22 protein-coding genes are annotated in these 17207 nt (G+C 46.2%); 6 read left to right on the plus strand and 16 right to left on the minus strand.

Going from position 1 to position 17207, the window contains the following annotated elements; translation table 11 throughout:
- Positions 1-3: 3 nt before the first annotated feature.
- From crcB to C2757_RS06730, 4 genes are read right to left on the minus strand one after another with little or no spacing between them, the layout of a single operon-like run.
- Positions 4-381 carry a fluoride efflux transporter CrcB gene (crcB, locus tag C2757_RS06715; protein ID WP_215373716.1) on the minus strand — a complete coding sequence of 126 codons (378 nt, stop codon included), beginning with the start codon at positions 379-381 and terminating at the stop codon, positions 4-6.
- A gap of 9 nt (positions 382-390) precedes the next feature.
- Positions 391-1170, minus strand: a complete 780-nt coding sequence (ygiD, locus tag C2757_RS06720; protein ID WP_215373717.1) for a 4,5-DOPA dioxygenase extradiol — start codon at positions 1168-1170, stop codon at positions 391-393.
- A gap of 9 nt (positions 1171-1179) precedes the next feature.
- Positions 1180-1317 (minus strand): hypothetical protein, encoded by a 138-nt coding sequence (locus C2757_RS06725; RefSeq protein ID WP_169709848.1) that lies wholly within the window; start codon positions 1315-1317, stop codon positions 1180-1182.
- A gap of 44 nt (positions 1318-1361) precedes the next feature.
- Positions 1362-1529, minus strand: a complete 168-nt coding sequence (locus C2757_RS06730; protein WP_215373718.1) for a hypothetical protein — start codon at positions 1527-1529, stop codon at positions 1362-1364.
- A 28-nt stretch (positions 1530-1557) separates the two neighbouring features.
- Between C2757_RS06730 and C2757_RS06735 the strand changes: the two genes are divergently transcribed.
- Both C2757_RS06735 and C2757_RS06740 read left to right on the plus strand, forming a co-directional pair.
- Positions 1558-2220 carry a site-2 protease family protein gene (locus tag C2757_RS06735; protein WP_215373719.1) on the plus strand — a complete coding sequence of 221 codons (663 nt, stop codon included), beginning with the start codon at positions 1558-1560 and terminating at the stop codon, positions 2218-2220.
- 91 nt (positions 2221-2311) lie between these two features.
- On the plus strand, positions 2312-2764 hold the full coding sequence (locus tag C2757_RS06740) for a cytochrome c (RefSeq protein ID WP_215373720.1): 453 nt from the start codon (positions 2312-2314) through the stop codon (positions 2762-2764).
- Positions 2765-2783: 19 nt separating this feature from the next.
- On the opposite strand, the gene C2757_RS06745 is transcribed toward C2757_RS06740, so the two are convergent.
- Positions 2784-3464, minus strand: coding sequence for a cytochrome b/b6 domain-containing protein (locus C2757_RS06745; protein ID WP_215373721.1), 681 nt, complete (start codon positions 3462-3464; stop codon positions 2784-2786).
- Between the two features lie 118 nt (positions 3465-3582).
- Here C2757_RS06745 and C2757_RS06750 point away from each other — a divergent pair, with 118 nt between their 5' ends.
- Positions 3583-5016 carry a M23 family metallopeptidase gene (locus C2757_RS06750; RefSeq protein ID WP_251366726.1) on the plus strand — a complete coding sequence of 478 codons (1434 nt, stop codon included), beginning with the start codon at positions 3583-3585 and terminating at the stop codon, positions 5014-5016.
- Between the two features lie 56 nt (positions 5017-5072).
- Here the strand turns inward: C2757_RS06750 and C2757_RS06755 are convergent, their stop codons facing one another.
- Positions 5073-5513: a universal stress protein gene (locus C2757_RS06755; RefSeq protein WP_215373722.1), complete on the minus strand. Its 441-nt coding sequence runs from the start codon at positions 5511-5513 to the stop codon at positions 5073-5075.
- Between the two features lie 88 nt (positions 5514-5601).
- On the opposite strand from C2757_RS06755, the gene C2757_RS06760 reads away from it, so the two are divergent.
- Together C2757_RS06760 and C2757_RS06765 are read left to right on the plus strand one after the other, a co-directional pair.
- Positions 5602-6003, plus strand: coding sequence for a DUF2177 family protein (locus C2757_RS06760; RefSeq protein WP_215373723.1), 402 nt, complete (start codon positions 5602-5604; stop codon positions 6001-6003).
- A gap of 22 nt (positions 6004-6025) precedes the next feature.
- Entirely contained in the window at positions 6026-7654 is a 1629-nt protein-coding gene (locus C2757_RS06765) for a SulP family inorganic anion transporter (RefSeq protein WP_215373724.1), read from the plus strand.
- Here the strand turns inward: C2757_RS06765 and C2757_RS06770 are convergent.
- Positions 7651-8370: a sulfite exporter TauE/SafE family protein gene (locus tag C2757_RS06770; protein ID WP_215373725.1), complete on the minus strand. Its 720-nt coding sequence runs from the start codon at positions 8368-8370 to the stop codon at positions 7651-7653. The two genes, C2757_RS06765 and C2757_RS06770, sit on opposite strands and share 4 nt — an antisense overlap.
- 75 nt (positions 8371-8445) lie before the next feature.
- Here C2757_RS06770 and C2757_RS06775 point away from each other — a divergent pair, with 75 nt between their 5' ends.
- Positions 8446-9213: a helix-turn-helix domain-containing protein gene (locus tag C2757_RS06775; RefSeq protein WP_215373726.1), complete on the plus strand. Its 768-nt coding sequence runs from the start codon at positions 8446-8448 to the stop codon at positions 9211-9213.
- Here C2757_RS06775 and C2757_RS06780 read toward each other — a convergent pair.
- From C2757_RS06780 to C2757_RS06820, 9 genes are all read right to left on the minus strand, one after another.
- A complete protein-coding gene (locus C2757_RS06780; RefSeq protein ID WP_215373728.1) occupies positions 9210-9470 on the minus strand; it encodes a hypothetical protein in 261 nt (86 codons plus the stop codon). The genes C2757_RS06775 and C2757_RS06780 overlap by 4 nt on opposite strands.
- A complete protein-coding gene (locus tag C2757_RS06785; RefSeq protein ID WP_215373729.1) occupies positions 9467-9670 on the minus strand; it encodes a FixH family protein in 204 nt (67 codons plus the stop codon). The genes C2757_RS06780 and C2757_RS06785 overlap by 4 nt, the downstream gene beginning before the upstream one ends.
- Before the next feature lie 26 nt (positions 9671-9696).
- On the minus strand, positions 9697-11154 hold the full coding sequence (gene ccoG, locus C2757_RS06790; protein WP_215373731.1) for a cytochrome c oxidase accessory protein CcoG: 1458 nt from the start codon (positions 11152-11154) through the stop codon (positions 9697-9699).
- Positions 11155-11157: 3 nt separating this feature from the next.
- Entirely contained in the window at positions 11158-12081 is a 924-nt protein-coding gene (gene ccoP, locus C2757_RS06795; RefSeq protein ID WP_215373732.1) for a cytochrome-c oxidase, cbb3-type subunit III, read from the minus strand.
- Entirely contained in the window at positions 12078-12245 is a 168-nt protein-coding gene (locus C2757_RS06800) for a cbb3-type cytochrome C oxidase subunit 3 (RefSeq protein WP_071465248.1), read from the minus strand. Before C2757_RS06800 ends, ccoP begins: the two co-directional genes overlap by 4 nt.
- 18 nt (positions 12246-12263) lie before the next feature.
- On the minus strand, positions 12264-12914 hold the full coding sequence (gene ccoO / locus C2757_RS06805; RefSeq protein ID WP_215373734.1) for a cytochrome-c oxidase, cbb3-type subunit II: 651 nt from the start codon (positions 12912-12914) through the stop codon (positions 12264-12266).
- A gap of 10 nt (positions 12915-12924) precedes the next feature.
- Positions 12925-14367, minus strand: coding sequence for a cytochrome-c oxidase, cbb3-type subunit I (gene ccoN, locus C2757_RS06810; RefSeq protein ID WP_215373735.1), 1443 nt, complete (start codon positions 14365-14367; stop codon positions 12925-12927).
- 165 nt (positions 14368-14532) lie between these two features.
- A complete protein-coding gene (gene ccoS, locus C2757_RS06815) occupies positions 14533-14712 on the minus strand; it encodes a cbb3-type cytochrome oxidase assembly protein CcoS (RefSeq protein WP_215373737.1) in 180 nt (59 codons plus the stop codon).
- A 9-nt stretch (positions 14713-14721) separates the two neighbouring features.
- Positions 14722-17154: a heavy metal translocating P-type ATPase gene (locus C2757_RS06820; protein WP_215373739.1), complete on the minus strand. Its 2433-nt coding sequence runs from the start codon at positions 17152-17154 to the stop codon at positions 14722-14724.
- Positions 17155-17207: the final 53 nt, after the last annotated feature.

Consider the following 17207-nt stretch of genomic DNA (forward strand, 5'->3'; position numbering starts at 1 on the left):
AAATTACTTTAGAGCTTGATAGGTCAGAATACCTAAGAAGGTAAGAATGAGTGAGCCCGCTAAATGTATTAATGCAGTGCCCATTGCCCAACTAAACTCACTCCGCTGCATCATCCCCACGACCTCAGCAGAAAAACTAGAGAAAGTTGTTAGACCGCCCAGAAAGCCAGTGATAACAAATAGCTTCCACTCGGGTGAGAGGTGGGGGTTATTACCAAAGAACGCAACGGCAATGCCGATGAGATAGCCACCCACCATATTCGACAGCAGAGTGCCTAAAGGAATAATTGAGCTGCTCCCCACCATCAGGAAATTAAATCCTGCCCGCAAAAGAGCGCCAAAGCCTGCTCCAAAGAAGATCGCGAAAATGGATATCCACATAATTTGTACTTATTGAATAGAAAAACCAAGCATGCTAATAGAGCTCATCTCAATGCCGTCTGCATAGACTGTCGCATGCTCACCCGCCTCTTGTAAAGCCAAAGTGTACAAAGCAGGCCAATAATGTTCTGCCGTCGGAATAGACATCTGAGCAGGCTCACCATATTTTTGCCAGTCAATCAGTGACTCATGATGATTGGCAATCATTTCTGAGATGAAGAAATGATTAAAGTCTTTAGCCCAAGGATAAGGCTGGGCATCTTCTTGCCAATGCATTGTCCGAAGATTATGGACAACATTCCCGCTAGCCAAAATCAGAATATTTTCATCACGCAGAGGTCGCAGCTGCTTGGCAAGCTCGTAATGCTGTCTGGCGGATTTAGAGCCATCTAGGCTTAGCTGTACCACTGGCACATCTGCATGAGGGTACATATATTTGAGGACAGACCAGGCGCCATGGTCGATCCCCCATTCGTTTTCCTCCATCACCACCGGCTCACTAATGCATTCTTGAACGCGATCTGCGAGTGCAGGACTACCAGGTGCAGGATATTCAATGTCAAAGAGTGCTTGCGGAAAGCCGCCAAAGTCGTGAATGGTTTTGGGTTTGGGCATTGCCGTGAGCCACACGCCACGAGTAACCCAATGTGCGGAGATGACTAAGATCGCATCTGGGCGCTTTAATGACTTGCCAAGAGCGGCCCATGCTGCGGTATAGCGGTTGGGTTCGATGGCGTACATCGGACTGCCATGGCCAGCAAATACTGCAGGTTGGCGATGGCTAGTCATTAATGCTAGTTAACCGAATACGTAACCAGTATGAGCTGCTACCAATGCAAACAAAATGGCCAAGCTAGTAGCTGCAGCCAACATGACAACCAAAGTGATGATCTTTTTATTAATCTCTTCTTTAGATTCGTTATGCCATTCGTTCATGCTAAATCCTCTGTAAATTCATTAATTTGTGGCTAGATTATCCACTATCGCCCGCGACCAGCCTTACGCATCATGCCTTTTCCACCACCAAAGCCTGCCTGAGGCCTGCCCGCAGGTCCGGATGGGCCTTTTGGGGCTGGTGGACGTGCTGGTGGCTTTGCAAGTACTGGCTTAGCCGGGTTTTTGGGGTCGGGTTTCTTATCGTCAGTCACTTTTAGCTCCTATGGATATCATATTGCCATGATTACTGACTATTCTATCCAAGCTGTCGCCATTAATGCGATTCCCCTGATTTTTGCCATTACCATCCATGAGGCAGCCCATGGCTACGCTGCTCGAAAATTCGGGGACAACACCGCATACATGCTTGGCCGCGTCAGCCTGAATCCCGCCAAACATATAGACCCGGTAGGGACCCTATTGATTCCACTGATGCTCATTTTGGCTGGATCCCCTTTTTTAGTCGGCTACGCCAAACCAGTACCGGTGAACTTTGGCCGATTACGAAACCCCAGAATTGACTCGATTTGGGTGGCCTTAGCGGGCCCTGGGTCGAACTTCATTCAAGCCATCATCTGGGCATCATTGCTCATTATTCTGGTGGGCTTTGGAATTGATGAAAAGTTTCTCATTGCCATGTCTCAAGCTGGCATTCTTTGGAATCTGGGGCTGCTAGTATTCAATCTCTTCCCTCTCCCACCCCTCGATGGTGGTCGTATTCTGGCTGGCTTACTACCCGCTCGCCAATCGATCGCTCTAGGCAGGCTGGAGCCTTGGGGCTTCTATATCGTCCTTGCTTTGGTCTTTACCGGAATTATTGGCAGTCTTTGGATGGAGCCGCTGATGGCCTTTTTTAGAGGGGTTTTGTATCTCATCACGCTACCACTACAAATGCTGTTTTAGGTCAAACAAAAGACATTGTTCTGAGGTATGCTGATTCCAGCGTGCATTTAGAACCAAAAGTCCTTATTCCACTCATCACAAGAGGTTTCATATGAAATTCCAAAAGATTGTTTTAGCAAGTACTGCAGCTGTTTTGGCAATGGGCGCAGGCACCGCGTTTGCTCAATTCCAAAAACCCGAAGATGCAATCAAATATCGTCAAAGCGTATTTACCGTGATGTCTAATTCGTTTGCAAAAATTGGTGCAGTCGTTAAAGGTGAAGCACCTTACAACAAAGAAGAAGTAGCTAAGAACGCTGCTGTAGTAGCAACACTAGCACCTTTGCCATGGCAAGCATTTGGTCCTGGCACTGAGGGTGGCAAAGCACAATCAGAAGTGTGGTCTGATCACGCCAAGTTCAAAGCTGCTTCTGAAAAAATGCAGTTGGCTGTCATTGACTTAAATAAAGCAGCTCAATCAGGTGATCTTGAAAGCATTAAGAAAACCTTTGGTGCCGCAGGAGCAAGTTGCAAAGGCTGTCACGACGATTTCAAGAAGAAGTAATTGTGAATCCCTTTGGTATCTACTTCGTAATAAAGTAGCCCACGGTCACCGCAATTAGACTTAAGAGCACCAAAGCTACAGTACGCTGCAGACCTCCATCCTTGGAGGCCCGACCCAAGTCAGAAGGCAAGTAACTTGCTTCCTCGCTTGGGTCGATTTCTTTGTCGCCGCTAATCATCGGTTTTATCAAATCTTCACCCTTGAATTTCTTATAGAAGAAGATTGCTGCAATATGAATCGCAATTAAGGCATAAATTAAGACTTGATTACTCTCGTGAATTTCAGAGAGAAATGAAACCGTTGCATTGGATACATACTTGGTAAACGGTCCTTGAAAAGCAACCTCATCATCAACAAACAAACCCGTGCTTGCTTGGACAGTCAGTATAAAAAGTAAAGCAAATACTGATAGCGCTCCGATTGGGTTATGCCCCAATACTTTTGGTGCCCTACCTTTTAAGTAATCCATGATATTGGTGATGTTGGGGAAAAATGTTACAAAACGTGCATGGGTTGATCCTACAAAACCCCAAACAATCCGAAAGATCAGCAAAGACAAAATGCAGTAGCCAAAATAGGCATGCCATTCAATAGCATTCCCGCCAAGATTAACGCTGACTAGACTGCCAACGATACAAAGCACTAAGAGCCAGTGAAAGAGGCGAAGTGGTAAATCCCAAACACGGATAATTTTTTTCATTTCTGTAGGATAAGGTAAAAGAATTGCAGTGATTTGATTCTAATCAAACTTATGCTGATTTTGCTGCGCCACAACATCAATTCCAGTGGGCTCGCCAATATTATTAGATAATTACCCGGTGAATAAGAAAGCAACTAGTCGCTCACTCCTGTCACGAGGGGCACTCATTCTGTTTGGATACATCTGCCTCAGTCTTTTGCCTGACTCTGTATCCATAGCGAATGCCCAGACAAATCAAGCCCGTAAAAAGGTAGTTGTCCAAAATACCAAGTCCGTAGGCTTTAAAGATACTACTGCACGAGGTAGCTCCAAAACCAACAGTATGAGTCTCAACCCCGCCCTTTTTCAACGTAAAGATCCTAGTGAACTGGAATTGGATAGCGCTGGTAACTTAGACTACCGCGTCATTCAAGGCTGCCTACGTCGCAGCTTTAGCGATGAGAATTTACCTGCCAGTATTGGTATCGATAATCGCCAGTTTTCAGAGTTTTTCAGAAATCAGACGAAAACATTTTTTGATCGGATGCGCGGCGATTGCATTCCCTATGCAGCAGCATTTGGAAGCCGTAACCGCTTTGACTCATTAAGCATTATGAATGGGCCGATCCAAGATAGCAAAACGGAGGTATGGACATTTACGCCCTCTGCATTTGGTGGATTTTTGATTCAGCAAGATTACTTAAAAAATGAATCCAAAAACTTGACTGAAATCCGCATTCCATTAAGAGAGGTTCTATACGACCCACGCAAAGTCGGTGACAAATTACCCGTGGAATTAGTTTGGGAGCTCAACTCACTGATTAAGCAAATCTACCCCGAAGAAAATAACTCCTTAGAGAATACGAATAGCGTTGTACGACTGATTGTCGATTTTGGAGACCGCGAACGCTGGGCGCAGATCTGGTCTGCTGAAATTATTGACCCAAGCAGTAAAGAAGTATTCGCTAGCGCGTTCTGGGTTGATCGCAACGATATTCCTGGGGGATTTTTTACAGGCGGTGGCGAGTCCTTGGAGCGCTCGTTTTGGACAAACCCTCTGAGCTATCGCCGTATTTCAAGGGGGGTTGGCATGGTGCGCGCATCCTCGTCGAACAAGCGCAGTAAAAGTAGTGTCCCTGCAACTCAGCCAACTCAGCCTAAACAGCAGCGTTATCGCGCCCATATGGGCATTGACTATGCTGCACCAATTGGTACACCCGTATTTAGCGTCGCCAATGGCAAGGTGGCGCACATTGGCTTTAGCGGTGCCTATGGCAACTTAATCATTCTCGAGCACCCAGGGAACTATCACACCTATTACGCTCACCTTAGCAACTTCAATGTTGAGCTCGAGCTTGGCAATGAAGTTCGTCGCGGTCTAGAGATTGGCTATGTTGGATCAACCGGAAGATCTACAGGTCCGCACTTGCATTTTGAGCTCAGAAAAAATGGTGTGTATGTCGATCCTTATGGCGCAAAAACACAACTGGACCTATGGTCAATGCGTGATAACGAAAGTGGCCAGCTCACTAGAGAAATTCTTCTTCTGGGTAGTCCGATCAAACATAATTAAACAGATGCAAAAAGGGTCCTTGCGGACCCTTTTCTCTAGCGCTAATTCCGCAATGATTAACCCAGCACTAGCACTGGCAATTTAGTATGCACAATCACTTCATGTGTTTCGCTACCCAGCAACACACCTGTGATGCCAGTACGCTTATGGGAGGCCATCACAATGACATCTGCTTTAGATTTTTTAGCAGCCTCCAAAATACCTTCTGATAAGTTGACATTAGAAACATGGAGGCTCTTTGCCTTCACGCTTGCACCAAGTGCCGTAGCGGCTTTTTTAAAGACATCTTTTGCATAAGCTTCGCAGACCTTGATGTGATCTTTTTGAGTAATGCCATAGCCCATGGTGCTATCGGAGTACACCAGAGGCGGCAAGGGGTCGGATACGTAAACCAAGGTCACTGCAGCCCCGTCTGATTTGGCAAGCTCTGCGACCTTCTTCAAGGATTTTTTGCTGACGTCTGAGCCATCGACTGGTACCAATAAATGCTTAAACATATTGACTCCCTTTAATTTGAACTACTAAGTGACACTTTCCATCATAATCCTTATTATTAGGCTAACAAAGCTCAAAAAGGTAAGTGAATTGCTCAAGTATTGCGGTATCTATCTTTCATTTTTAATTAGCTTAATTGCAATCGATTTAGTTTGGTTGCTGGGTGTCGCTAAAACTCTCTATCGCGAAGAGATGGGTGACTTAATGGCCAGTGAACCGAAACTCATCGCTGGTTTGGCTTTCTATCTTCTGTATGCGCTTGGGGCAACAATTTTTGTCATTCTCCCAGCCCTCTCAAAACAATCATGGCTTTATGCAGTGCAATACGGTGCCTTGTTTGGTTTGTTTTGCTATATGACTTACGATCTCACCAATCTTGCTGTCATTCGAGATTTTCCAACGCGCCTGGCATTCATCGATATTGCATGGGGAAGTTGTGTGACTGCCTTTTCCGCCAGCATTGCTTACTGGGTCGGAAATCGACTCTCCTAGATAACGAACCAGAAACTAGTCAATGTTCTTTCGACCCAAAATTCTGGATTGTTTCTCGAGCTACAACAAAGCCCAATTTGCAAAAGATGTTCTCGCAGGTCTAACAGTAGGTATCGTCGCGCTGCCATTGGCTATGGCTTTTGCAATTGCGAGCGGACTGAAGCCAGAAGCCGGTATTTTTACGGCCATTATTGCGGGAAGTTTGATCTCTTTGCTGGGCGGTAGCCGAGTTCAAATTGGTGGACCTGCAGGTGCTTTCATTGTGATCGTATATGGCATTGTTGAGCGCTATGGAGTCTCCAATCTATTAATTGCTACTGCACTATCTGGGGTGTTCTTAATCTTGATGGGGGCTTTTCGCCTCGGCACTCTAGTGCGCTTCATTCCAGTAGCTGTGATTATTGGTTTTACCAATGGTATTGCGTTTTTAATTGGCCTATCCCAAATCAAGGATTTTTTTGGCCTCAGCATTGAAAAGATGCCAGCACAATTTTTTCCAGCGGTACGCACTCTATATCAAGCTGCAGACACCGTTAACCTATTTGCCCTAGCTGTCGCGAGCGGCAGTATTGCGCTCATTATTTTTTGGAAACTCTTTCAGGATCGACTGGGGTACCTCAGACATCTTCCCGGAACCGTGATTGCGATGGTGGTGGCAACCGTTGTTACGACCGTACTGGAGTTACCGATTGATACGATTGGTAGTCGCTTTGGTGGCATTCCAGCGGGGCTACCCCATTTTGAATGGATCCCAATGAGCTGGAGCACTACCCAATTTATGGTGGCTCCCGCTCTCACGCTGGCATTACTAGGTGCAATTGAGTCTTTACTCTGCGCCCGCATTGCTGACGGCTTCATTCATGATCGCCATGATTCGAACCAAGAGTTAATGGCACAAGGAATTGCCAACATCGTTACACCCTTCTTTAGCGGCATGCCAGCAACCGGCACGATTGCACGCACCGTTACCAACGTAGAAAGCGGTGCTAGCACACCTATCGCGGGTATCGTTCATGCTTTTGTGCTCTTCATCATTGTTTTGTTTGCTGCTCCCCTTGCTAAAGATATTCCACTGGCAAGTCTTGCAGCTATCTTGATGTATGTTGCTTGGAATATGGGTGAATGGCGAAAGTTTATTGACCTCAAACAATTCCGCTTACCCTATCGCATTACCATCTTAAGTGTTTTTGCACTGACAGTAGTGCTTGATCTCACTGTTGCAGTGGAAGTTGGATTGCTGTTGGCCTTTATCACCTTTATCTATCGCATATCCAGTTTATCCCGCTGTGAAATTGCCGATGCGCAAGCTTATCCAGCTCTCGCAAATCTCCAAGGTCGAATCGATGCCTACCGTATTTATGGCGCAATCTTCTTTGGGGCCGTAAAACTGCTTGAGAAAATTGAAGCAAATCTTCCAACTCAAACCTTATTGCTGGACCTGAAGAACGTGATCTATGTTGACTCTTCCGGCATGGATACCATCGCAGAGCTTGCTCATTTATGCAAGGTGCGCAAGGTCAACTTCATTATCTGCGGACTGGATCATCAGCCTTATGAAATAGCCCAACGCAGCGGTTTCATAGACCAATTACCAAACGATTGTCTCTATCCTGACATCGTCTCAGGAATTGAAGCTGTAACCCATTCCTAAGAAATACAAAAGCCGCCTTGCAATAATGCTTGCGGCAAAACCCAGGCGCGATATAAACCAAATCCCCCCGCAGTAAACAGGAGTGTCACAGCAAAGTAGCGCACCCATGAGTACTGAGAAAACTGCGTCAGTACTGCTGAGAATTTTGAAATGAGCAATAAATTGGGTAGGGTTCCCAAGCCAAATGCAAACATGAGGGAGGCACCCGTCAAGACATCGCCTGATAAAAAGGCAAGGGGTAAAACGCTGTAAACTAAACCACAGGGAACTAAGCCCCAAAGCATCCCACTAAACCAGCGTGAAGGGCCACTCGCCATACGACCCAAATACTGAGCCCAATAGCTAGCAATTTTGCTGCTCAACCACTTACCCCCCAATGCCCCTTGCGACTTACCCCAGCCCAGTAGACGAAAGCCCATCCAAATCAATACCAAAGAAGTGAAGACAAACAAAGGACGCTGAATAGGCACGATGTTTTGCTGCCAGACCACTAAGCCAAGCCAAGCAGCCAGCGCCCCCAATAATGAGTAAGTGGTAATACGCCCCAAATGCATCACTACCTGCAGGTAAAAAAGCTCAGATTTTGGCCTCAGGAGGCTTACTGTGGCGCTTGGACGTTCAATGGCAGCTGCGATACCGCCACACATCAGAGCGCAGTGCCAGCCGCTCACCAGAGCCCCTAGAAAGACCGCAAGCAAGAGGCTAGTAGTCAGCATTGGAATGGTAAAAAATAGGTAAAAGTTCTGATATTCACCCATATAGAATAAACTGCTCTTTGAGGCAAGCTCAATATGAATTACACACCTACCGACTCCCCTACCAGCAAATGCTCAGTCTGCGTGCTGGGGCAGTTTTGCCTACCAGTTGGACTTAGCAGTAGCGATGTTTCTAAAGTAGACACCCTAGTTAAAGAACGCGTCCACCTCAAGAAAGGTGAGAACCTGTATCGCCATGGCGATCCCTTGAGCTCTGTATACAGCGTTCGCTTTGGCACTCTCAAAACAGAGTATTCCCTCCAAGATGGACGCCAGCAAGTGATTGGCTTTCATCTTCCTGGTGAGATCTTGGGTCTTGATGGAATCGGTGAAGGTCACTACCAATCAGATGCTATTGCTCTAGAAGATAGCGAAGTTTGTATTATTCGCTACGAGGCTTTTGAAGATTTGGCTCGCGAGATTCCAATGCTACAAAGCCAGTTTCACAAAATCATGAGTCGCGAACTAACACAAGATCAACGTCACCTACTCTCCTTAGGCACGATGCGCGCTGAAGAAAGATTGGCTGCATTCTTACTGAGTCTTTCGCAACGCTTAGCTGCTCGCGGTTATCTCAATAATGAATTTGACTTGCGAATGAGTCGCGTTGAAATTGGCAGCTATCTTGGCATTCAAATTGAAACCGTCAGCCGCATGTTGTCGCGCTTCGCTGAATCAGGTCTCATTCAGATTAAGCAACGTCATATCAAACTGATTGATATGAACGGCCTATATGAGCTAGCGGGCATTCCAAATCCTGATAGACACGCCTGCAGCACCGATATTCCAATCAAACAGGCTTAAATTAAGCCGCGATCGACTTCTTTGCCATCCGGAGATTCAATCCCTGGAAGAATATAGGCAGTTAAGGCGCTAGAGACTGCACAGAAGATCCAAATCACAAAAAAGCCAATGGTATAGATACCCTCATCGGAAACATCAGGATGATAACCAAAGAACAATAAATCTTGAGGGTGAACGACAGTAAACAACAGACCCTCCGCCATACCCGCTACCAAAAAGGATGGCCATAAAATCCAGATCAGCAGGCGGTATTTCATTTTTGAACCTGCGCATCTTTCAGTTGCTCAACCTTTAAGCCTTGCTTTACTACGCCATCGCGCAACGATTTATCTGCATGAAGATTTATAGCCAACCAAATAGTAATCGCACACCCAATCATCGCAACCGCTGGCCCACTAATTAATAGCCAAGGCCATAACTGCTTCCACCAGGGTTTTGTAGTTTGTTGATCTGCCATATTCATCCTCTCGATTCCTTTCCGCCTCAACGGGGAATAATAAAAGTTGATTTTTCGTTACGGGTTCTGATGATGATTTTATTATCTGCAAACTCTTGAGCTATTACATCAAAATAAATAGGGTGGTTACCAGAATCACTCTCATCAATCTCAGTACTGACTTTAATCGGTATTAACTGATTGCTTGCAGGAGCCACGTCAATTTCCGCCACTTCCCTGCCTTGGGAATCCAGAATTCTAAGATGATCTAGGCCCGTAGCTTTTACTTGAACTTTCATGGGGTGCTCGGAGGCATTCATGATCTGAATTCGATAAATATTCTCAATCCGCTCACCATCAATCTCACGGGCCAAAGCACCGCGATCCCGCATGATATCCACCCGTAATGGATTACGAGTTGCTAAAGAAATGAGAAAGGCGGAGGTTAGCACCGTAATAAAGGCTGTATAGATTAAGACTCGTGGACGCAAGATATGCTTGATTGCGCTTTGATTAGACTCTTGATCTTCAATTGCCCGCTCAGTGGTGTAACGGATTAATCCTTTGGGATAATCAACTTTCTCCATCACCTGGTTGCAAGCATCAATACAAGCACCACAACCAATACACATGTATTGCAAGCCATCCCGAATATCAATTCCGGTTGGGCAAACTTGTACGCAGATACTGCAATCTAAGCAGTCACCCAAACCTAATGAACCGTGATCTGCAGACTTACTGCGACTACCCCTAGGCTCACCACGCACTTTGTCATATGTGACCAAGAAAGTGTCTTTATCCACCATCACGCTTTGGAAACGCGCATAGGGGCACATGTATTTACAGACTTGCTCACGCATGAAGCCTGCATTACCCCAGGTAGCAAAGCTATAAAAGCAAAGCCAGAAGGTTTGCCATGGGCCAAGCGATAAATGCAATAAAGCAACCCCTAAAGTTTCAATTGGCGTGAAGTAGCCAATAAAAGTAAAACCTGTCCAAAATGCCACCAGCAACCAAAGAAAATGTTTGGTGACCTTAAGACGCCACTTTCTGAAACCCCAAGGCCATTCTTCGCCATCCAAACGAATTCGCGCAAAGCGATCGCCTTCGACCTTGCGCTCGATCCACATAAAGATTTCGGTGTAGACGGTTTGTGGGCACGCATAACCACAAAACAGTCGACCGGCTACGGCCGTAAAGAGGAATAAAGCTAATGCGGAAAGAATTAATAGCAGCGTGAGGTAAATCACGTCTTGCGGCCACAGCACAAGACCAAAGATATAGAACTTACGCTGAACTAAATCAAAGAGAACTGCTTGGCGATCATTCCAACTAAGCCAAGGCAATCCATAAAACAGCAACTGCGTAGCAAATACCAGAATAAAACGCCAACGGGCAAAAAGACCTGTTACTGAGCGGGGGTAAATTTTTCGCCGGACCTCATAAAGAGATTCCTCAATCACTTCTATTGGAATGGGCTTGCCACCCGGCGAATTACTAGGCACAGCTTACTTGCTAGCTGCTTGCTTGTTGTTAGATAAACCCCAAACATAGGCAGTCAATAATTGAATCTTTTCAGGACTCAATACTTTATCTTGAGCAGGCATCATTGCCATACGACCCTTCATGACCGTCTCAACAATGGTCGCCTCTGAGCTACCATATAACCACACTTTGTCGGTCAAGTTTGGTGCACCTAAGGCAATGTTGCCTTTGCCATCTGCACCATGACATGCAACGCAGTTTGCTTTGAATACTTCAGCACCGAGTGCCGCTTTCTGACTATCTACAGGCAGGCCAGATAAACTGCGAACATAGTTAGCGACATCCACAATTTGCTTGCTATCAAGCTGCGGGAATGGGGGCATTACGCCACCGCGACCATAGGTAATCGAAGCTTTAATATTCTCTGGTGAGCCACCGTATAGCCAATCACCATCGGTTAAATTGGGGAAGCCCTTACCACCACCAGCATCAGAACCATGGCATTGTGCACAGGAATTCAAGAAGAGACGTTGGCCCATTTCACGGGCTTTAGGATCCGCAGCAACTTGCTCAATATCCATCTTGACATATTTGGCATAGACTGGCTTCAGCTCATCATTTGCTGTAGTCATTGACTTCATCAAGGCGCCATCAGTGCTGTAACCCAAGAGACCTGGATAGGAGCCTAGGCCTGGATATAACACGAGATAAACCAAAGCAAAGATGCAAGAAATTAAGAACATCCACATCCACCAACGTGGCAATGGATTGTTCAACTCCCGCAGATCATCATCCCAAACGTGGCCGGTATCAGCAACTGCACCATCTGGCGTATGAACAACCTTGGCTTTACGTTGCGAAAATAATAACCAGATGCACCAAAATATACCGACCAATGTTACTAAGGCGATATAGATACTCCAACCGGCACCAAGAAAGTCACTCATGATTTATCCTTACTGAATTCATCTGGAAGATCGAACGGAAGTTCGGCAGATTCTTGATTGGCAGGCTGTCTTTTTGCAGACCAAGCCCACCAAACGATTCCTAAAAACACTACCAAGCCAAGCACGGTAGAGATTGCTGAGAGATAAGGGGCGATATTTTGCATATGTCCTGATCACTAAGATTACTTAGCGACAACCTCATCAACAATGATGTATCGACGATTGATGCCAAGACCTTGCAAGTAAGCAACCAAGGCGTCTAACTCAGTCTTGCCTTCCAGCTCCTGAGGAGCATTCGCAATTTGCTCATCGGTATACGGTACGCCTAAACGACGCATCGCCACCATATGAGACTGAATTGAACCAGCATCGGCAGGATTTTTTGCCAACCATGGATATGCAGGCATATTGGACTCTGGCACTACATCACGGGGATTATTCAAATGGATCTGGTGCCAAGCATCAGAATATTTTCCACCTACACGAGCCAAGTCTGGTCCAGTACGCTTGCTTCCCCAAAGAAATGGATGGTCATACACAGACTCGCCAGCCAATGAGTAAGGTCCGTAGCGCTCTACCTCAGAACGCAAGGTACGAATCTGCTGTGAATGACAGCCTAAGCAACCTTCGCGCTGATAAATATCACGGCCAGCTAAACGAAGCGCGCTATAGGGCGTAACGCCAGGACTAGGCTCAGTAGTGGAGTGCTGGAAAAATAAAGGAACGATCTGCACTAAACCAGCAACTGAAATCGCTGCAATAGTCGCAATAATCAGCCAGCCAACATTACGCTCAAGCGTGTCGTGGGAGAAAAATCGACGTTTTTCTGACATGTTCTTTTCCTTAATGAGCAGCAATAGACGCTTGTGGGATAGGAGCGTCAATGAATTTTTTATCAATCACGGTTTTATAGACGTTGTAAGCCATCAACAACATGCCGCCTAAGTAGCAGAGGCCGCCTATCAAACGAATGACGTAGAAAGGATAGGTGGCTTTAACCGACTCAACGAAGCTATATGTCAAAGTACCATCTGGTTCAAATGCTCTCCACATCAAGCCTTGCATCACACCAGCAATCCACATTGCAGCGATGTAAATAACCACGCCAATTGTTGCGATCCAGAAATGCAATTCAATTAACTTGGTGCTGTACATATCTTTTTGACCAACTAAACGTGGGATCAGGTAGTACAAAGAACCAATAGTGATCATGGCAACCCAGCCCAACGCGCCGGAGTGAACGTGACCGATAGTCCAGTCAGTGTAGTGAGACAAGCTATTAACAGTCTTAATCGACATCATCGAGCCTTCAAAGGTAGACATGCCGTAGAAGGACAAGGCAACTACTAAGAATTTCAGAATAGGGTCGCGACGCAATTTATACCAAGCACCTGACAAGGTCATGATGCCGTTGATCATGCCACCCCAAGATGGAGCCAACAGAATTAAGGAGAACACCATTCCTAGAGACTGAGTCCAGTCTGGCAAAGAAGTGTGCTGCAAGTGGTGTGGACCAGCCCACATATACGTAAAATTCAATGCCCAAAAATGGACGATCGATAAACGGTAGGAGTAGATTGGACGTTCAGCCTGCTTTGGAATGAAGTAATACATCATGCCCAAGAAGCTGGTAGTTAAGAAGAAGCCCACTGCATTATGGCCATACCACCACTGAATCATGGCATCTTGCGCACCAGAGTAAGCAGAGTAAGACTTAAAGAGGCTTGCTGGCATCTCGATGTTATTGACGATATGCAAAACAGCAATCGTTAAGATGTAAGCGCCAAAAAACCAGTTAGAAACGTAGATATGCTTAGTCTTACGTTTGATCACAGTGCCAAAGAAAACGATTGCGTATGCAACCCAAACGACAGTGATTAACAAATCAATTGGCCACTCAAGCTCGGCGTACTCTTTTGAGGTTGTGATACCTAGTGGCAAAGTGATGGCAGCAGAAACAATGACAGCCTGCCAACCCCAGAAAGTAAAGGCTGCCAATTTATCGCAGAACAATCGAACTTGACAGGTGCGTTGCACGATGTAGTAAGAGGTTGCAAATAAGGCGGAGCCACCGAATGCAAAGATCACAGCATTAGTGTGCAAAGGACGCAAGCGACCGTAACTCAACCAAGGAATATTGAAAGTGATTTCTGGCCAGATCAGCTGGGCTGCGAGAATGACCCCCACGAGCATGCCAACAATTCCCCAAAGCACAGTGACGATGGCAAATTGACTGACAACCTTGTAATTGAAGGTATCTTGATTACTCCCCACGGTAAGTCCCATGGTTTCTCCTTTTTTGTGACCAAACAGCGACATAATCCAAATAGACTGGATTGATTATCAAAGTAAGACTTACGCGAGGGTTTGATCTACATCAAAAAGGCTAGGGCAAATTACTAGGCCCTCAGTGACAACTGACCCTTATAAGGGAAATCACTAGTCATAAGGCTATTTTTTAGAGTGCTCGCTAACTTGATGGGGCGCTGGCGTGTCATCATCCATCAGAATAGATTGGCCTGGGCCATCTAAATCATCAAACTGCCCACTCTTGATTGACCAATGCAATATCCAAGCCAAGAGACCGACCAAAATGAGAGACAGCGGAATCAGAACAAATAAACTTTCCATCCCTGTAGTCTAAGCTTTTCGTAAGCGCCAGGCATTCAGTGTGACCGCAAGCGAAGAAAGCGACATCCCAATGCCAGCGATCCAAGGATTCACTAAGCCCATCATTGCCGCAGGAATGGCTAGCAAGTTATAAATCAAGGCCCACAGCAAATTCTCTTTTATGATTAATTGCGTCTTGTCAGCTAATCGCAAAGTTTTTCCTAATGCCTCTAAAGATACAGCCGTCAAAATTGCATCTGCGCCAGCAGCAGCTAAAGGAGCCCCAGCTCCAACCGCAATCGAAATATCCGCACGGGCTAACAAAGGCGCATCGTTTACCCCATCGCCAATCGCCCAAACAAAGCGCCCCTGATTTTGCAAACGCTCAATGTACGCATATTTATCTTCAGGGGTACAGCCGCCCTGAAAACTCTCAATACCTACTTGATGTGCCCACCACGCAACGGTTGCAGGGTCATCCCCCGACACTAAATGCACAGCAATATTTCTGGATCGAACCGTTTCGAGAAATTGCTCCAGCCCTGGTCTAGGAGTGTCTAAAAATATGAAGCTCGCGACCAAGCCTTGAGCATCACGTAAATGCACCTGACCAAACTGCCCTGCTCGCCCATCCTGTTCCACTCCAAGCCAGGCAGCACTGCCTAAACAATAATCTCCCGAACTCAAGCCTTTACCCAATTGATTGATTACTGGCTCAGAGAGGATGGGAAGCGCTAAGTCTTCTAGTTCAGCAGCCCGCAGTAAAGAGAGTGCTAAGGGATGTCGTTGGCCAGCCTCTAATGCTGCGGCTAGTGCCAGTGCATCTTCGCGGCGATAGTCGGACCGCAAATGCATCATTTCTTTTAGTACCGGCTCACCCATGGTTAAGGTGCCCGTCTTATCTAGCACAAGATCCGTTGCTTTTACTAAACCTTCCATCACATGACTGCGCACAATCAATAAACCCAACTTGGTAACAGCCCCTTGAGCTGCAGCCATCGCAGTAGGTACCGCGAGGGATAGTGCACAAGGACAACTTGCTACTAAGACAGATACCAGCACCGTCCATGCTCGACTAGGATCGAAATAAAACCAAATCGCTGAGGAAACAAATGCACTGAGCAATAAGAAAGCCACAAAGTATCCAGCCCACTTTTCAGCAAGACTCACCATCACCGGCTTGGCTAAGAGGGCTTGATCTAATAATGAAGCAATCCCTGCAATACGAGTAGATTGCCCCACCGCCTCTATTCTCATGAAGAGTGGGTTGAGAATATTATGCGTGCCCGCATAAACACGATCACCAATCTTTTTCTCAATCGGTTTTGATTCTCCAGTGAGTAGAGATTCATCAAGCGTACTGGGATTTTCGATCAAGACACCATCTGCTGGAACCACTTCACCAGGAGAAACGCGCAATACTTCTCCTAGATTGCAATTGACTACTGGCACCACCTGAACATCTTGCGAGCTTGGATAATTGAGAATGCGTTCGCAAGTCGCAGGCAATTGCTTTGCTAGGGCCTCGGCTCCACCCTGAGCATCTTGTCTTGCTAAGAGCTCAACATATCTAGCGGCCAAGATAAAGGCCACAAACATGGTGATCGAATCAAAATAACTCTGCCCAGATCCTCTGATCAAATTGATCGTGCCCGCAATAAATGCCAAGGCTAGCGCAATGGCAATCGGAACATCCATGCCCAGCATATGTGTTTTTTTGAATGACTCCAGGCTACGCCAAGCCGCTTGAAATATCGGCCCAGCGGAATAAACCATGACTGGGACAGTTAATGCCCAGCTTGTCCAACCCAAAAGCAAATCAAACTCTGGAGTAATGTCTGCCCCCACATAGGTAGGCCATGCATACATCATGACTTGCATCATCCCCAACATGGCAACACCTAGTCGAGTGAGCAGTTGTCTTCTTTCTTTTTTAGCCCTATCAGCAGATAAAGAAGGCTCAAAAGGCCATGCCTCATATCCGATACGCTCGATTTCAAAAAGCAATCTTGCTAAGCTTGTTGTATCGGGCGAGAATCGGACCATCACTTTTTGTGTGACGTAATGGATTTGCACATCTTGGACACCATCAATTCTTCGCAAGTGTTGCTCACATAACCAGACACATGCTGCACAGCGGATTTTTTCTAAGCGCAGAGTCGTTTCAAGGTCACCATGTTCACCATGAGGTCTTGTAAACCGCCCCAATAAAGAGGGGTCATCGTAGGGCTTCAGCTTTTCTGGAATGTCATTACGAGCAAGATACTCGGCAGGTTTCTCGCTGGATTGGACACGTCGCGCATAGAAGACTTCCAAACCTTCACCATGAATTGTTTGGGCAATAGCCATGCATCCTGAGCAACAAAATGCTCGGACAATCCCACCCAATTCTGCCTCAATGAGGTCGCTAGGCAAAATTGGACTGGAGCAGTGATAGCAGCTTAGGGCAGCGCGCTTATTCATAAAATATTGATGGAGCAAATTTACTCTACTGCAATACACACTCTAAGAGACTA

It is taken from the genome of Polynucleobacter sp. MWH-Svant-W18, assembly GCF_018687495.1.
Lineage (GTDB): Bacteria > Pseudomonadota > Gammaproteobacteria > Burkholderiales > Burkholderiaceae > Polynucleobacter.

Bases quoted from the DNA above. Each gene is read 5' to 3' on its own strand.
- C2757_RS06740 (WP_215373720.1), top strand. From the start codon at position 2,312: ATGAAATTCCAAAAGATTGTTTTAGCAAGTACTGCAGCTGTTTTGGCA.
- ccoO (WP_215373734.1), bottom strand. From the start codon at position 12,914: ATGTCAGAAAAACGTCGATTTTTCTCCCACGACACGCTTGAGCGTAAT.
- C2757_RS06775 (WP_215373726.1), top strand. From the start codon at position 8,446: ATGAATTACACACCTACCGACTCCCCTACCAGCAAATGCTCAGTCTGC.
- C2757_RS06800 (WP_071465248.1), bottom strand. From the start codon at position 12,245: ATGCAAAATATCGCCCCTTATCTCTCAGCAATCTCTACCGTGCTTGGC.
- crcB (WP_215373716.1), bottom strand. From the start codon at position 381: ATGTGGATATCCATTTTCGCGATCTTCTTTGGAGCAGGCTTTGGCGCT.
- C2757_RS06780 (WP_215373728.1), bottom strand. From the start codon at position 9,470: ATGAAATACCGCCTGCTGATCTGGATTTTATGGCCATCCTTTTTGGTA.
- C2757_RS06735 (WP_215373719.1), top strand. From the start codon at position 1,558: ATGATTACTGACTATTCTATCCAAGCTGTCGCCATTAATGCGATTCCC.
- C2757_RS06785 (WP_215373729.1), bottom strand. From the start codon at position 9,670: ATGGCAGATCAACAAACTACAAAACCCTGGTGGAAGCAGTTATGGCCT.
- ccoN (WP_215373735.1), bottom strand. From the start codon at position 14,367: ATGGGACTTACCGTGGGGAGTAATCAAGATACCTTCAATTACAAGGTT.
- C2757_RS06770 (WP_215373725.1), bottom strand. From the start codon at position 8,370: ATGCTGACTACTAGCCTCTTGCTTGCGGTCTTTCTAGGGGCTCTGGTG.
- C2757_RS06765 (WP_215373724.1), top strand. From the start codon at position 6,026: ATGTTCTTTCGACCCAAAATTCTGGATTGTTTCTCGAGCTACAACAAA.
- ccoP (WP_215373732.1), bottom strand. From the start codon at position 12,081: ATGAGTGACTTTCTTGGTGCCGGTTGGAGTATCTATATCGCCTTAGTA.
- C2757_RS06755 (WP_215373722.1), bottom strand. From the start codon at position 5,513: ATGTTTAAGCATTTATTGGTACCAGTCGATGGCTCAGACGTCAGCAAA.
- C2757_RS06820 (WP_215373739.1), bottom strand. From the start codon at position 17,154: ATGAATAAGCGCGCTGCCCTAAGCTGCTATCACTGCTCCAGTCCAATT.
- ccoS (WP_215373737.1), bottom strand. From the start codon at position 14,712: ATGGAAAGTTTATTTGTTCTGATTCCGCTGTCTCTCATTTTGGTCGGT.
- C2757_RS06725 (WP_169709848.1), bottom strand. From the start codon at position 1,317: ATGAACGAATGGCATAACGAATCTAAAGAAGAGATTAATAAAAAGATC.
- ygiD (WP_215373717.1), bottom strand. From the start codon at position 1,170: ATGACTAGCCATCGCCAACCTGCAGTATTTGCTGGCCATGGCAGTCCG.
- C2757_RS06745 (WP_215373721.1), bottom strand. From the start codon at position 3,464: ATGAAAAAAATTATCCGTGTTTGGGATTTACCACTTCGCCTCTTTCAC.